The following is a 14,848-nucleotide window of genomic DNA, read 5'->3' as shown; positions in this document are numbered from 1 at the left end:
AGGACAGCAAGCCGTCGGCCGGATCCCCAGGCGGGGTCCGGCCGACGGCTTTCGTGTGCCGGATGCTACGGAGCGTAGCGGCTCCGGGAGTGTGGTGGGGCGGGGCGTATGGAGCGCGTCACGGGCGTATGAGCCCCGTCAAAGGCGCCCGGGGGCGCGTATGGGGGTCGTCAACGGAAGCTGAGTGCGCTGGGAACAGGGGTTTTCTGGAGACGTCAGAAACTCCGTACCTCACCTAGGAGCGCACGATGGCCGATCTGGCCTTCGTCGTCACCACGCTCGCCGTCTTCGCGCTGGTGGCACTCATCGCCAAGGGGGTCGACAGGCTGTGAGCGCCGAGACCGCCCAGAACGCTGTCGGCCTCGTCATCGCCGTCGCCCTGCTGGGCTACCTGGCCCTCGCCCTCTTCTTCCCGGAGAGGTTCTGAGCGCCGGTATGAGCCCGATCCTCGCGGACGTGCTCCAGCTCGTCGCGCTCGTGGGAGCGCTCGCGCTGGTGTACCGCCCCCTCGGCGACCACATGGCCGCCGTCTACAGCTCCGGGAAACACCTGCGCGTCGAGCGGCTGATATACCGCTGTATCGGCGCCGACCCCCGCGCCGAGATGCGCTGGCCCGCCTATCTGCGCGCGGCTCTGGCCTTTTCGGCCATGGGCGTGCTGTTCCTGTACGCGATGCAGCGCTGCCAGGACAAGCTGCCGATGTCGCTGGGCTTCCAGGCCATCGACCCCGACCAGGCGTTCAACACCGCGGCCTCGTTCGTGTCCAACACCAACTGGCAGTCGTACGCCGGTGAATCGGCCATGGGTCACCTCACGCAGATGACCGGTCTGGCGGTGCAGAACTTCGTCTCGGCCGCCGTCGGCATGGCCGTCGCCATCGCGCTGGTGCGCGGCTTCGCCAGGTCGCGCACCGGCGAGCTGGGCAACTTCTGGGCCGACATGGTGCGCGGCACCGTCCGCATCCTGCTGCCGATCGCCTTCCTCAGCGCGATCGTGCTGGTGGCGACCGGCGCCGTCCAGAACTTCGCCGGCATGCACGAGGTCCACACCCTCTCCGGCGACACCCAGCACCTTCCCGGCGGGCCCGTCGCCTCCCAGGAGGCCATCAAGGAACTGGGCACCAACGGAGGCGGCTTCTTCAACGCCAACTCCGCGCACCCGTTCGAAAATCCCAACGGCTTCAGCAACCTGCTGGAGATCTTCTTGATCCTCGTCATCCCGTTCTCACTGACCCGCACCTTCGGCAAGATGGCCGGCAGCGTGCGGCAGGGTTACGCGATCCTCGCCGCGATGGGGGTCATCTGGCTCGGCGCCACCCTCGTGATCACCGCCTCCGAGTACGCCCACCCCGGTGCTGCGGCCCAGCTGGCGGGCGGCGCGATGGAGGGCAAGGAGCAGCGCTTCGGCGAGGGCAGCTCCTCGCTGTTCGCCGCGGCCACCACCATGACCTCCACCGGCGCGGTCAACTCCTTCCACGACTCCTTCACCGCGTTCGGCGGCGGGACGGCCCTGCTCGGGATGATGCTCGGCGAGATCACGCCCGGAGGCGTGGGCTCGGGGCTCTACGGCATGCTCGTCATGGCCGTCGTCGCCGTCTTCATCGCCGGGCTCATGGTGGGGCGCACCCCCGAGTACCTGGGCAAGAAGATCGGCGCCCGCGAGATCAAGTTCGCGGCTGCCTCCATCCTCGTCACCCCCGCGCTCGTGCTCGGCGGCACCGCGACGGCCATGGCCCTGCCCGACGGCAAGGCGGCCATGACCAACCTCGGGGCCCACGGCTTCAGCGAGGTCCTGTACGCCTACACCTCCGCGTCCAACAACAACGGCAGCGCGTTCGCCGGATTCGGTGCCGATACGCCCTTCTTCAACACCACCCTCGGGCTGTGCATGCTCCTGGGCCGCTTCGTGCCCATGGTGTTCGTGCTCGCGCTCGCCGGGTCGTTGGGCAAGCAGGCGCCCGTGCCCGTCACGGCGGGGACGCTGCGCACCGACAAGCCCCTGTTCACGGGGGTGTTGACCGGCGCGATCGCGATCATCGCCGGTCTCACCTTCTTCCCGGCCCTGGCTCTGGGGCCGCTCGCGGAGGGACTCTCCTGATGAGCCCAGCGACACCCGTACGTACCGGGCACGAGGACGGCACCCCGTCCGGAGGGCCCGCACCAGGAGCGCACCACACCCCTGGCGGGCCCGTCGGCGGTGGCCTCTTCGACCCCGCCCAGCTGGTGAGGTCCCTGCCGGAGGCGCTGCGCAAGCTCGATCCGCGCGTGATGGTCAAGTCGCCGGTGATGTTCGTCGTCGAGGTCGGCTCGGCGTTGACGACAGCGCTCGCGGTGGCGCACCCCGGCGACTGGTTCGGCTGGGTCATCGCGGCCTGGCTGTGGCTGACCGTGGTGTTCGCCAACCTCGCCGAGGCCGTCGCCGAGGGCCGCGGCAAGGCGCAGGCCGACACCCTGCGCAAGGCCAAGACGGACAGCGTCGCGCGCCGTCTGACCGGCTCCCGGGAGCAGGCCGACGGCGCCCAGGAGACCGTGCCCGGCACCGAACTGCGCGTCGGCGACCTCGTCGTGTGCGAGGCGGGCGACCTGATCCCGGGTGACGGCGACGTCATCGAGGGAGTCGCCTCCGTCGACGAGTCCGCCATCACCGGCGAATCCGCCCCGGTCATCCGGGAGTCGGGCGGCGACCGCAGCGCGGTGACCGGCGGCACCAAGGTGCTGTCCGACCGCGTCGTCGTACGGATCACCACCAGGCCCGGCGAGACCTTCATCGACCGCATGATCGCCCTGGTCGAGGGTGCCGCGCGGCAGAAGACGCCGAACGAGATCGCGCTCAACATCCTGCTGGCCTCGCTCACCGTCGTGTTCATGCTCGCGGTCGTCACCCTCCAGCCGTTCGCGGTCCACGCCGGTGCCGAGCAGTCCCTGACGGTGCTCACCGCGCTGTTGGTCTGCCTCATCCCGACGACGATCGGGGCGCTGCTGTCGGCCATCGGCATCGCGGGCATGGACCGGCTGGTGCAGCGCAACGTACTGGCCACCTCGGGCCGCGCCGTGGAGGCCGCCGGAGATGTGTCCACGCTGCTGCTGGACAAGACCGGCACCATCACCCTGGGCGACCGGCAGGCTGCCGCCTTCGTCCCCGCCCCCGGCACCGGCGAGGCGGCGCTCGCCGACGCGGCGCAGCTCAGCTCGCTGGCCGACGAGACACCCGAGGGGCGCTCCGTGGTCGTCCTCGCCAAGGAGCGGCACGGGCTGCGCGAGCGGCACGAGGGGGAGCTGGAGGGGGCCACGTTCGTGCCGTTCACGGCGCAGACCCGGATGTCGGGGGTCGACACCGACGGCGTCAAGGTCCGCAAGGGCGCGGCCGGTTCGGTGTGCGCGTGGGTGGCGGAGCTCGGCGGCACGGTCGGCGACGAGGTCCACCGCACGGTGGAGGAGATCTCCCAGGCGGGCGGCACCCCGCTCGTCGTCGGGATCGAGGACGGCGAGGGGGCGCGGGCACTGGGCGTCATCCACCTCAAGGACGTCATCAAGGAAGGAATGGGCGAGCGTTTCGCCGAGCTGCGCCGGATGGGCATCAAGACCGTCATGATCACGGGCGACAACCCGCTGACGGCCAAGGCCATCGCGGACGAGGCGGGCGTGGACGACTTCCTCGCCGAGGCCACCCCCGAGGACAAGATGGCCCTCATCCGGCGGGAGCAGGCGGGCGGGCGGCTGGTGGCCATGACCGGAGACGGCACCAACGACGCGCCCGCGCTGGCCCAGGCCGATGTCGGCGTGGCCATGAACACCGGGACCTCGGCCGCCAAGGAGGCCGGGAACATGGTGGACCTGGACTCCGATCCCACCAAGCTCATCGAGATCGTGGAGATCGGCAAACAGCTGCTGATCACGCGCGGTGCGCTGACCACCTTCTCGATCGCCAACGATGTCGCGAAGTACTTCGCCATCATCCCGGCGATGTTCGCCGTGGCCTACCCGGGCCTGGACAAGCTCAACATCATGGACCTGTCCTCGCCGCGGTCCGCGATCCTCTCGGCGGTGATCTTCAACGCGCTGATCATCGTCGCCCTCGTGCCCCTCGCGCTGCGCGGCGTGCGCTACCGCCCGATGAGCGCGGACCGCATGCTGCGGCGCAACCTCGCCGTCTACGGGCTGGGCGGCCTCGTCGCCCCGTTCGTGGGCATCAAGCTGATCGACCTGCTCATCACTGCGATTCCGGGAGTGGGCTGATGCCGCGTTCTTCCGGGGGACGGCCCCCGTACCCCCGCAACACCTCTGTACGCAACGGCGGCCGGCTCGTGTGGGCCGCGCTCCGGGCCCTGCTCGTCCTCACCGTCGTCTGCGGCGTGATCTACCCGCTGGCCGTCACCGGGGTCGCACAGGCCGCCTTCCACGACAAGGCCGACGGCTCGCCCGTGCGGGCCGACGGCAAGGAGGTGGGCTCCTCGCTCATCGGCCAGAGCTGGAACCGGCCGGGATCGGACAAGCCCGACCCCCGGTACTTCCAGGGCCGCCCCTCCCACTCCGGCTACGACCCCCGGGCCACCGGCTCCAGCCAGCTCGGCGCCGACGACCCCCGGCTGGTGAAGGCGGTGCGCGAGGCGCGGCACGAGGTCGCCCGCTTCAACGGGGTGCCCGAGTCCGAGGTGCCAAAGGACGCGGTGACCGGGTCCTCCTCGGCGATCGACCCGCACGTTTCGGCCGACTACGCGCGGCTTCAGGCCGCGCGGGTCGCGCGGGAGAACGGGCTTTCGCGGGGCGCCGTGCGGGGGTTGGTGGATGCCCATACGGATGGGCGCACCGCGGGGTTCCTGGGGGCGCCCCACGTGAACGTCCTGGAGCTGAACGTGGCCGTGCGCCGGGCCGCCTCCCGTTGATTCGGCCCCTCTGCCCCGCCCCCGGCCTTCGGCCGGGAGGTGCCCCCGGACGGGGCTGAAATCAGCCCCGTCCGGCCACTTCAACGGGTGAGCAGCTCCGCCCCCGCCAGGAGGAACGCCCCCACGGCGAAGTCGGACGTCGTCTCGTAGGTGACCGGCTGGCTGGACTCGGGGCGGTCGCCGACGCCCTGGACGTAGCCGAGGAAGCCGTCCGGATGCAGCGCGGTGGTCACCAGGCCCCGCCAGGCGCGGGCGACGACGTCGCCGTAGTGCGGCGGTACCAGCCCCGCGCGCAGCGCGTACGCGGTGGCGTACGTGAAGAACGCCGTGCCGCTGGTCTCGGGGCCGGGCAGGTGCCCGGGATCGGCGAGGTTGACGTTCCAGAAGCCGTCGTCGCGCTGGACGGCGCGGACGCCGGCGAGGAGCCGCGCCAGCGTCGTGCGGTACTCCCGCGTATGCGCGGCGCCGCCCGCCAGGGCCTTGAGCGTTTTGACGTGGCCGCCCGCCACCCACCCGTTGCCCCGTGACCACAGCACCGGTTTGCCGCCGGGCGAGGCGATGCCGCCGGGCAGGAAGCGGTCGTCGCGGTACCAGAGGCCGGTGCCGGGGTCGAGCAGGCCCGGGCCGCCCTGGGCACTCTTGGTGTGGGTGTAGAGCCGGTACAGCTTGTCCGCGTAGGCGGGCTCGCCCCGCAGCACGGCGATCCGGGCGAACGGCGGCATCGCCATATGGAGCGCGTCGTCCCACCACCAGTCGTCGTTCTTGTCGGGACGGTCGGTGAACGTCATCCGGTGCAGCGATTCTTCGATGGCGGCGATCTTCGCCTCGTCGCGGGAGCCTTCGGCCTCGTACAGGTCGAGGTACGCCTGTCCCGCGTTGTGATCGTCGGCGTGCCGGGTGCTGACGCCGTCGTGCAGCGCGTAGTCGTGCTTCTCGGCCCAGGAGCGGGCGTAGGCGAGATGGCGGGCCTGGCCGGTGACGCGGTGCAGGGCCATCAGGCCGCTGAAGAAGGTGGCGCGGGCCCATTGGTTGTTGCCGGGGTCGGCGTGGGCGGATATCCAGTGGTCGGCGGCTCTGGTGACCGCCTCGGTCACCTCGTCGCGTGATGGCGGCCCGGCCTTGGCGCGGGATGCGCGGGCGGGGGCCGCCTGGGCGGAGGGGAGCAGCGGGGGGAGCAGGGAGGGGGTGGCGGCGGCGCTCAGTGCCGCTGCGCGCAGGAGTAGCCGGCGTCGGTTCATGGGGGCGCCTCCGGAGGATGGCTGTTCCGGGCAGTTCCGTATGGTGAACGCTGTTCTCTCTTGTGACGCGTCGTCATCATGCAGGGGAACGCCGGTACGGGGAAGCCCTCCCGTTGCCGTGCGCCCCGTGGGCCGCGCATACTGGCGCGCGGCCGGGGCCGGTCGAACGTGTGGATGGGGGCGGGCAGTTGGAGCGGGAGCGGTACGGGGCGGCGGACATGGTGGAGGTCGAGGATGTGCACCGCACCTATGGACGCGGCCCGACCGCCGTGCACGCGCTGCGCGGCGTCTCGCTGAGCGTCCCGCGCGGCGAACTCGTCGCCGTACGCGGCAGGTCGGGGTCGGGAAAGACCACCCTGCTCAACCTCGTCGCCGGCCTCGACGCCCCCGACCAGGGACGGATCAGCGTCGAGGGCACCGACCTGGCCACCCTCGGCGAGAGCGGGAACCTGGCGCTGCGCAGGGACCGGATCGGCTTCGTCTTCCAGTCCTTCGCACTGCTGCCCGTCCTCACGGCGGCCGAGAACGTCGGCGTCCCGCTGCGGCTGCGCAAGGTCCCGGCCGCCGAGCGCGAGGAGCGCGTCGCGCTGCTGCTCGCCCTGGTCGGCCTCACCGACCACGCCCAGCAGCGCCCCGGCGAGCTCTCCGGCGGCCAGCAGCAGCGCGTCGCCATAGCCCGCGCTCTCGCCAACCGCCCCTCCCTCCTCCTGGCCGACGAGCCCACCGGCCAGCTCGACGCGGAGACGGGGCACGGGGTGATGGAACTGCTGCGCGCGGTGGTCCGCGGTGACGCCACGGCGGAAGGCGAGGCCGTCACCGCTCTCGTCGCTACACACGACGAGAGCCTGCTGGATCTCGCCGACCGGGTGGTCGAGTTGGAGGACGGGGTACTCCAGGAGCGGACCCCGGCACCCGCGCCCGCTCCGTGACGCGCGAGGCCGACTCCAGCTCGGCACACGCCCGTACGATCTCCGCCCGGTGCGCGGCCAGCGAGTCCGCCAGCGCCATGCGGACCCTGCGGGTGTGCTCCTCCTCCAGTCGTACGGCCGTACGGTGCCTGATCCAGGTGCGCAGGAGCAGCGCGACGGTGGGCAGCGCGGCGAGCGCCGCGAAGAGGGCCGGGTGTGCGGTGTCGAGAGGCATGCCCCAACTCTGCTGACGGACACGGGTTTCCCTCTAGGCTGGAGAAACAGCCGGAAACCGAGGGGGATACATGCCGGGTGGGCGTCCGCCGAAGGAGGGCGCCGCGCAGCGCTTCCTGGAACTGGAGGAGCTGTCGGCGTGGTTCCGACAGGCGATGGCCGACGCCGGGTACGAGAGCCCCCACGCCGTCGTCCGGGCCGAACTCGCCCACAAGAACGCGGTGTACGACCTCCACAACGCCACCCGCTTCCTCCCGCTCCAGATCGTCCGTGCCATCGCCGTCGGCCTGCGACGCGACCCGGACGAGGTCGAGTCGCTGTGGCTGCGCGCCAAACAGGGCATGGAGCGGGCCGAGGAGGAACGTCAGTCGGCCGAAGCGCCCCGCCTCACCTCCTGGACCCAGCTCCCCAAGCCGACGCTCGCCGTCAGCAACCTCGTAGAGGCGCAGAGCAAGGCCGTCGAACGCCTCCCGTACGACATGCTCGGTGTCGAGGAACCCCCGCTGTCCGCGGTATACGTACGCCAGCGCATTCGCACCTCGGTCATGAAGGTCGACGGCGGGCAGGGCCCCGGCGGCGTGGGCGCCGCCGACCCTGTCCGCCGCGCCGACGGGCCCCGGCGCGACGGCGATGAGGAGTCGGCCGACTCCGTGCTCCCGGCGCCCGACGCGCTCGCCCGGCACGAGCACCTTCTGATCACCGGCGAGCCCGGCGCCGGCAAGTCCACCTTCTCCAGCCACCTCGCCTGGACCCTGTCGCGCATCTGGCTGCGCAAGGACAGCGGCGAGAACGCGCCCCTGGCCGAACCCGTCATCCCCGTACGTATCGCCGCCCGCGCTCTCGTCGGCCGGAGCGGTTCCTGGAGTGCCGTCCTGCGCCAGGCCGTCTGCCGCAGCCTGGGCAGCGCGCTGGTCACCGAACCGGACGTGGGGCTCTTCGCCGGGCGCGTTCTGGGCGCGCGCTGGCTCGTCATGGTCGACGGCCTCGACGAGATCGCCGACCGGGACGCCCGGGTCGGCGTCATCCGCACCCTCGCCCAACACGCCCGCGCCGGCAGCGACTACCGCTTCGTCGTCACCAGCCGTCCTTTGCCGGAGGCCGAACTCGCCCCGCTGCGTGGCCCGCTCGTCGGCGCGTACCGCATGGAACCGTTCGGCGAGACGGAGCTGCGGGACTTCGCGGGCAAGTGGTTCGCCGCGCAGTACGAGGGCGAGGCCGAGCGTGCCCGGGCCACGGCTGACCGCTTCCTCGAGGAGGCTGAGGACAGCCGCATCAAAGAACTCGTCCACAATCCGTTGCTCGCCACCATCGCCGCCGTCAACGCCACCGTCGCCCCGGCCCGCCCCCTCCCCACCAGCCGGCTCAGCCTCTATCAGCACTTCTGCGACCATCTGCTGAGCCGTGGCCACGGACGCCCCGCGGCGCGCGCCACCGTCCGCGGCCACTTCGAGGACGATCCGGAACGCCGGGACTTCCGCCTGCGACTCGACCGCCACAAACGCGAACTTCTCGGCGTCCTCGGCCGCTGCCGGCTGGAGGGCGAGGGCTCGCTGTGGGAGGCGGCGGTCGAGTGGGCGCGCCAGTGGGAAGGCGCGCCCCACGAGGGCTGGGACACCGATCTGGCCGACTTCCTTCAGAGCACCGGGCTCTTGGTGAGTGAAGGCGACGACTACCGCTTTCTCCACCACTCCTTCGCGGAGTTCATCGCCGCCCGCTCCTACGCCGAGTCGATCACACCGGACTTCCCCGACATGGAGGACTGGATCCGCAGGGGCTTCACCGGCGACGACCGCACCCTCGCGGTCTTCGTCTTCTGCATGTGGGCCCAGCGGGTGGAATGCCCCGCCGACCTGGTCGCCGAACGCCTGCTGGACGGAGCTCCCGGCGGTCACCAGCGGCCCCTGCTGGCGGGCATGCTGCTCGCGGAAGGCGTCGCCTTCGGCGAGCTGCACCGTACCCGAGTGCTCGACCACCTGGAGGCCATCGGGCGTTCGGCGCTCGACGCCGAGGACAGCAAGCGGGCGTTCGAGGTGCTGGGGGCGCTCGGACAGCGTCCCGAGGTGCTGGCCCTGCTGGACCGGATCGCGAGTTCCGAGGGCATCTACGTGTCGCGTCGGCTGTACGCCGTGGACGCGTACAGCCGTGCGGGCGACCCGCATGTCGCCGAGCGGCTGCTGCGCGCGTGCCTCGGCGGGCTCTACTCGGAGCTTCCCCGTGCCGCACGGGTCGCCTGCGCGCTCGGCGACACCGCGCGCGACGCGGTGCGCGACCGGGCCCGGGCCATGGCGACCGAGCCGGACACGGATGACTACGAACTGTCGTACGGGGCCGAGACGTTGGTCTGCCTGGGCGAGGCCGATGAGGCGGCCCGCATGGCGCGCGCCGCGCTGGGGGTGCCGACAGCGGGGACGGGATGCGTCAGGCGCGCCGCCGAGGCGTGGCTCGCGGTCGGTGGTCCCGGCGCCGTGGCCGAGCTGGAGGCGTTCGGGATGCGGCGGGTCGCGGGCGGTCAGGGCGCCCGTCTCGCTGTGGCCGAGGCCCTGGACAAGGAGGGCGAGCCCGAGGCCGCGGCCAGGATCGCGGGTGAGGTGCTGGCCGGGGGCTCACCGTCCGCCGCCGATCTGGCCCAGGCGGTGCAGATCTGGATGGCCGTGCGCGGCGGAGACGGCGCCGCTGAGGTATGGGCCGCCGTCCGCGCGAGCGGTGCGGATGCGGGGCACTCTCTACAGGTGCCCGGCGTGCTGGTGCAGCCCCTCGCGGAGTTCGCACACGAAGAGGAGATCGCGAACCTGGCCCGGGGCGCGCTCGCGCAGCACGCGTGGGGAGGCTTCCTGGTGGGAGAGCTCCTGCGCGCCTGGGTCAATTCCTCGGGCGCCCCCGCCGTGGAAGCGATCATGAAGGCGACGGGTGAGGGGCGGCAGCTGTGCCAGTACGATCGCTCCACCCTCGCGGATGCGCTGCTCGAAGCGGGACACAACGACAGAGCGTCCGCCCTGGCGGAAGGGGCGCTCAGGACGCCCAACGCCATTGCCTTCGGATACACCCGGGCGGCCAAGGTGCTCTTGAAGACACGAGGCGAGGATGCCGGGCCGCGCCTGACGGAGCTGTGGCGCGAGGTTCCCGGTCTCGCCCAGGACTCCGCCTGGTTGCGGGGCGTCCTTTCCGCCCTTCCTCAGCACGAAGCGACCAGGACGGACGCCACCATCAGCCACCTCGCGCGTGAGCTGGTCGCTCTTTCCTCCGCGAGCGCCGACGACGTGTCCCACGCGTTGCGGATCCTCACCCGCGTCGAGGGACGGGAAGCCGCCCCGTACCTGGTCGAGGTCGCCAGGACCCCCGGCCGGCTCCTCTGGGCGCGAGGCTGTGACATCGCCCGTGAACTGGCCGCCATGCGGGAGACCGCTCACGCGCACGAGCTGTGGCGCTACCTTCTCGGAAACCCGTCCCCTCCCCAGGGGGCGGAGCTGTCCCTCCTCATCGACATCCAGGCCGCCGAGGCCACCCATGAGGCAGCCGGCTGGATACGGCACCTCATCGCGGATCCCGAGACGTACGCCCCGCGCAGGCTCCGGCTGAGGCAGCTGCTGGCCTGGCTGGAGGCGGCCGGGCCGGAGGTGGCGGCGGGGGCATCCATACGGAACCCTGACGTCCTGACCCCGGCTCCGGCGGGGGATCTCCGCGCGCAGCGGTGACAATGGACGCATGGCGTCAGCAGGAGCGCAGCCGCGGCGCGGAAAGCTGCGCATCTATCTCGGGGCGGCACCCGGTGTCGGCAAGACCTATGCCGTCCTGTCCGAGGCGCACCGCCGTATCGAACGGGGCACCGATGTCGTCGTCGGCTTCGTGGAGCACCACGACCGGCCTCGCACGGAGGTGATGCTCCACGGGCTGGAGCAGCTGCCCCGCCGCGAGGTGGCCCACCGGGGTGCGACGTTCACCGAGATGGACACCGACGCGGTGCTCGCGCGCCGCCCCGTCGTGGCCGTCGTGGACGAGCTGGCGCACACCAACGCTCCCGGTTCGCGCAACGCCAAGCGCTGGCAGGACATCGAGGAGCTGCTGGAGGCGGGTATCGACGTCGTGTCGACCGTCAACATCCAGCACCTGGAGTCACTGGGCGACGTCGTCGAGTCGATCACCGGTGTACGGCAGCGCGAGACCGTGCCCGACGAGGTGGTGCGCAGGGCCGACCAGATCGAGCTGGTCGACATGTCGCCCCAGGCGCTGCGCCGCCGTATGGCGCACGGCAACATCTACGCGCCCGACCGGGTCGACGCGGCGCTGTCGAACTACTTCCGCCCCGGCAACCTGACAGCGCTGCGCGAGCTGGCGCTGCTGTGGACCGCCGACCGGGTCGACGAGTACCTCCAGCAATACCGCTCCGAGCACCGCATACGCTCCACCTGGCAGGCCCGCGAGCGCATCGTCGTCGGCCTCACCGGCGGTCCCGAGGGGCGCACCCTCATCCGCCGCGCGGCCCGCATGGCCGCCAAGGGCTCGGGCAGCGAGATCCTCGCCGTCTACATAGCCCGCGCCGACGGCCTCACCTCGGCCTCGCCCAAGGAGCTGGCCGTCCAGCGCACCCTCGTCGAGGACCTCGGCGGCACCTACCACCACGTCATAGGCGACGACATCCCCGAGGCCCTGCTGGACTTCGCGCGCGGCGTCAACGCCACCCAGATAGTGCTGGGCTCCTCCCGCCGCAAGACCTGGCAGTACGTCTTCGGGCCCGGCGTCGGCACCACCGTCGCCCGCGACTCGGGGCCCGACCTGGACGTCCACATCGTCACCCACGACGAGGTCGCCAAGGGGCGGGGACTGCCCGTCGCCCGCTCCGGGCGGCTGGGCCGCTCCCGGATCCTCGCCGGCTGGCTCACCGCCTTCGGCGCCCCGGCGCTGCTCACCTTCGCGATGCTGACGTTCGACCCGGACGTCGGCTTCGCCAACGACGTGCTGCTCTTCCTGGTGCTGACCGTCGCCGCGGGGCTGGTGGGCGGGCTGCTGCCCGCGCTGGCCTCCGCCGCCGTGGGCTCGGGGCTGCTGAACTACTACTTCACCGAGCCCGTCCACACCTGGACCATCAACAACTTCCGCAACGTCGTCTCCCTCGCCGTATTCTTCGCCGTCGCCGTCGCGGTCGCCTCCGTGGTCGACGTGGCGGCCCGCCGCACCCACCAGGCGGCCAGGCTGCGCGCCGAGTCGGAGATCCTGTCCATGCTCGCGGGCAGCGTGCTGCGTGGCGAGGACACCCTCGACGCGCTGCTGGACCGGGTCCGCGAGACCTTCGGCATGGAGTCCGTCGCCCTGCTGGAGCGCGCGGACGAGCGCGCCCCGTGGACCCGCGCGGGCAGCGTCGGCGCCGCCGAGGGCGGCAGGCTTCCGCTGACGCCCGAGGACGGCGACGTGGACATGCCCATCGGCGACAACATGATGCTGGTCCTGTGCGGCCGGGTGCTGCCCGCCGAGGACCGCCGGGTGCTGTCCGCCTTCGCCGCACAGGCGGTCGGCGTCCTGGACCGTCAGCGGCTGCTGGGCGAGGCCGAACAGGCGCGCGAGCTGGCCGAGGGCAACCGCATCCGCACCGCCTTGCTGGCCGCCGTCTCGCACGACCTGCGCACCCCGCTGGCCGCCATCAAGGCCTCGGTCTCCTCCCTGCGCTCCGACGACGTCCAGTGGTCCCCCGAGGACGAGGCAGAGCTGCTGGGCGCCATCGAGGAGGGCGCCGACAAGCTCGACAACCTCGTCGGCAACCTGCTGGACATGTCCCGCCTCCAGACCGGCACCGTCACCCCGCTCATCCGCGACATCAGCCTGGAGGAGGTCGTCCCCAAGGCCCTCGGCGGCGTCCCCGAGGGCAGCGTGCGGCTGGCCGTCGCCGAGGTGCTGCCGCTGGTCGCCGTCGACCCCGGGCTGCTGGAGCGCACCGTCGCCAACCTCGTCGAGAACGCGGTCAAGTACAGCCCCGACGACAAGAAGGTGCTGGTCAAAGCCAGTGCGCTCGCCGAACGCGTCGAGGTGCGGGTCATCGACCGCGGCCCCGGCGTGCCCGACAGCGACAAGGGCCGCATCTTCGAGCCCTTCCAGCGCTACGGTGACGCACCGGGCGGCGCCGGAGTCGGCCTCGGCCTCGCGGTCGCCCGCGGCTTCGCCGAGGCCATGGGCGGGAGCCTGGAGGCCGAGGACACCCCCGGCGGCGGCATGACCATGGTCCTCACCCTGCGCGCGGCCCACGGGCGCAGACCCGTACGTGCCGAGCCCCCCGCACCGCACGCGCGGCAGCGCACGGGCGCCTGAGCGGGTTCACAACGGAATCGAGAGGAAGACAGCATGCACCGGGTGCTCGTGGTCGATGACGAGCCGCAGATCGTCCGCGCCCTTGTGATCAACCTCAAGGCGCGCAAGTACGAGGTGGACGCCGCACACGACGGCGCCACCGCGCTGCGCCTGGCGGCCGACCGCCATCCCGACGTCGTCGTCCTCGACCTGGGCCTGCCCGACATGGACGGCGTGGACGTCATCCGCGGCATCCGGGGCTGGACCAGGATCCCGATCCTAGTCCTGTCCGCCCGGCAGACCTCCGACGAGAAGGTCGAGGCGCTGGACGCCGGCGCCGACGACTACGTCACCAAGCCCTTCGGCATGGACGAACTGCTGGCCCGGCTGCGGGCCGCCGTGCGACGGGCCGAGCCGCCCGCCGGGATGCCCGAGGACGCGGGCGTCATCGAGACCGACGACTTCAGCGTGGACCTCGCGGCGAAGAAGGTGCACCGCCACGGCAAGGACGTACGCCTCACCCCCACCGAGTGGCACCTGCTGGAGGTGCTGGTCCGCAACCCGGGCCGCCTGGTGAGCCAGAAGCAGCTCCTGAAGGAGGTCTGGGGCCCCTCCTACGGCACCGAGACCAACTACCTGCGCGTCTACATGGCCCAGCTCCGCCGCAAACTGGAAACCGACCCGTCCCACCCCCGCCACTTCGTCACGGAGGCGGGGATGGGTTACCGGTTCGAGAGGTAGCGGCGTCGGGCCGGGGGTTCGGGGGTTGTCCCCCGGGAGGATGCAGCGTCACGGAGGCGGGGATGGGCTACCGGTTCGAGAGGTAGCGGGGATGGGCCGCCGCCGCGAGAAACAGCCGGAGTCCGGTGGAAGTGGGGCGGGGGCCGTGGCGGCGGTACGCTGGCCCCATGACTGGCGCCACCCGAGAGCAGCGGGGCCCCGGCAACGGACGGTTCCGACGTTTCCTGGAACGGCTGTCCTCCTCCGAGGAGGATCTGCGCTCCGCGGAGCTGCGTGAGGAAGCCGAGGGCACGGGCTGCACCCGGATCTCCGAGTGCAGCGACCGCGACATGGTGCGTGTGACAGGTACGCTGCGCACCGTGACGCTGCGGCCACGCGCCGGAGTGCCCACCCTGGAGGCGGAGCTGTTCGACGGCTCGGCCCCGCTGGACGTCGTCTGGCTGGGCCGCCGCTCCATCGCGGGTATCGAGCCGGGCCGCAAGCTGATCGTCTGGGGGCGGATCACCGCCAACCACGGCCGTCCCGTGATGTTCAACCCCAAATACGAGCTGCGACCCCTCGGACAGGAGTAG

At 71.9% G+C, this 14,848-nt stretch carries 10 protein-coding genes; 9 read left to right on the top strand and 1 reads right to left on the bottom strand.

Translation table 11 applies throughout. The annotated features are described in order from the left end of the window. Positions 1-328 precede the first annotated feature (328 nt). From kdpF to OHB04_RS11170, 4 genes are read left to right on the top strand one after another with little or no spacing between them, the layout of a single operon-like run. On the top strand, positions 329-427 hold the full coding sequence (gene kdpF, locus OHB04_RS11185) for a K(+)-transporting ATPase subunit F (RefSeq protein WP_326687524.1): 99 nt from the start codon (positions 329-331) through the stop codon (positions 425-427). 8 nt (positions 428-435) lie between these two features. After that, positions 436-2,097, top strand: coding sequence for a potassium-transporting ATPase subunit KdpA (gene kdpA / locus OHB04_RS11180; protein ID WP_326807393.1), 1,662 nt, complete (start codon positions 436-438; stop codon positions 2,095-2,097). After that, entirely contained in the window at positions 2,097-4,235 is a 2,139-nt protein-coding gene (gene kdpB / locus OHB04_RS11175) for a potassium-transporting ATPase subunit KdpB (protein ID WP_326807392.1), read from the top strand. The genes kdpA and kdpB overlap by 1 nt, the downstream gene beginning before the upstream one ends. After that, entirely contained in the window at positions 4,235-4,882 is a 648-nt protein-coding gene (locus OHB04_RS11170; RefSeq protein WP_326807391.1) for a potassium-transporting ATPase subunit C, read from the top strand. The genes kdpB and OHB04_RS11170 overlap by 1 nt, the downstream gene beginning before the upstream one ends. A gap of 80 nt (positions 4,883-4,962) precedes the next feature. On the opposite strand, the gene OHB04_RS11165 is transcribed toward OHB04_RS11170, so the two are convergent. Beyond that, positions 4,963-6,120 (bottom strand): glycoside hydrolase family 88 protein, encoded by a 1,158-nt coding sequence (locus tag OHB04_RS11165; RefSeq protein WP_326807390.1) that lies wholly within the window; start codon positions 6,118-6,120, stop codon positions 4,963-4,965. A gap of 218 nt (positions 6,121-6,338) precedes the next feature. Between OHB04_RS11165 and OHB04_RS11160 the strand changes: the two genes are divergently transcribed. The 5 genes from OHB04_RS11160 to OHB04_RS11140 all read left to right on the top strand — a co-directional run bounded on the left by OHB04_RS11160 (position 6,339) and on the right by OHB04_RS11140 (position 14,848). Beyond that, complete coding sequence (locus OHB04_RS11160) at positions 6,339-7,049, top strand: ABC transporter ATP-binding protein (RefSeq protein ID WP_326809430.1); 711 nt, start codon at positions 6,339-6,341, stop codon at positions 7,047-7,049. A gap of 284 nt (positions 7,050-7,333) precedes the next feature. Then, complete coding sequence (locus OHB04_RS11155; protein ID WP_326807389.1) at positions 7,334-10,954, top strand: NACHT domain-containing protein; 3,621 nt, start codon at positions 7,334-7,336, stop codon at positions 10,952-10,954. Positions 10,955-10,964: 10 nt separating this feature from the next. Next, complete coding sequence (locus tag OHB04_RS11150; protein ID WP_326807388.1) at positions 10,965-13,556, top strand: sensor histidine kinase KdpD; 2,592 nt, start codon at positions 10,965-10,967, stop codon at positions 13,554-13,556. A gap of 33 nt (positions 13,557-13,589) precedes the next feature. Then, a complete protein-coding gene (locus tag OHB04_RS11145; RefSeq protein WP_326687517.1) occupies positions 13,590-14,276 on the top strand; it encodes a response regulator in 687 nt (228 codons plus the stop codon). A 167-nt stretch (positions 14,277-14,443) separates the two neighbouring features. Beyond that, complete coding sequence (locus OHB04_RS11140; protein WP_326687516.1) at positions 14,444-14,848, top strand: OB-fold nucleic acid binding domain-containing protein; 405 nt, start codon at positions 14,444-14,446, stop codon at positions 14,846-14,848.

The organism is Streptomyces sp. NBC_01775 (genome assembly GCF_035917675.1).
GTDB lineage: Bacteria > Actinomycetota > Actinomycetes > Streptomycetales > Streptomycetaceae > Streptomyces.
Note: the sequence above shows the minus strand (reverse complement) of the source record. Positions and strands in the feature narration are given on the sequence as shown.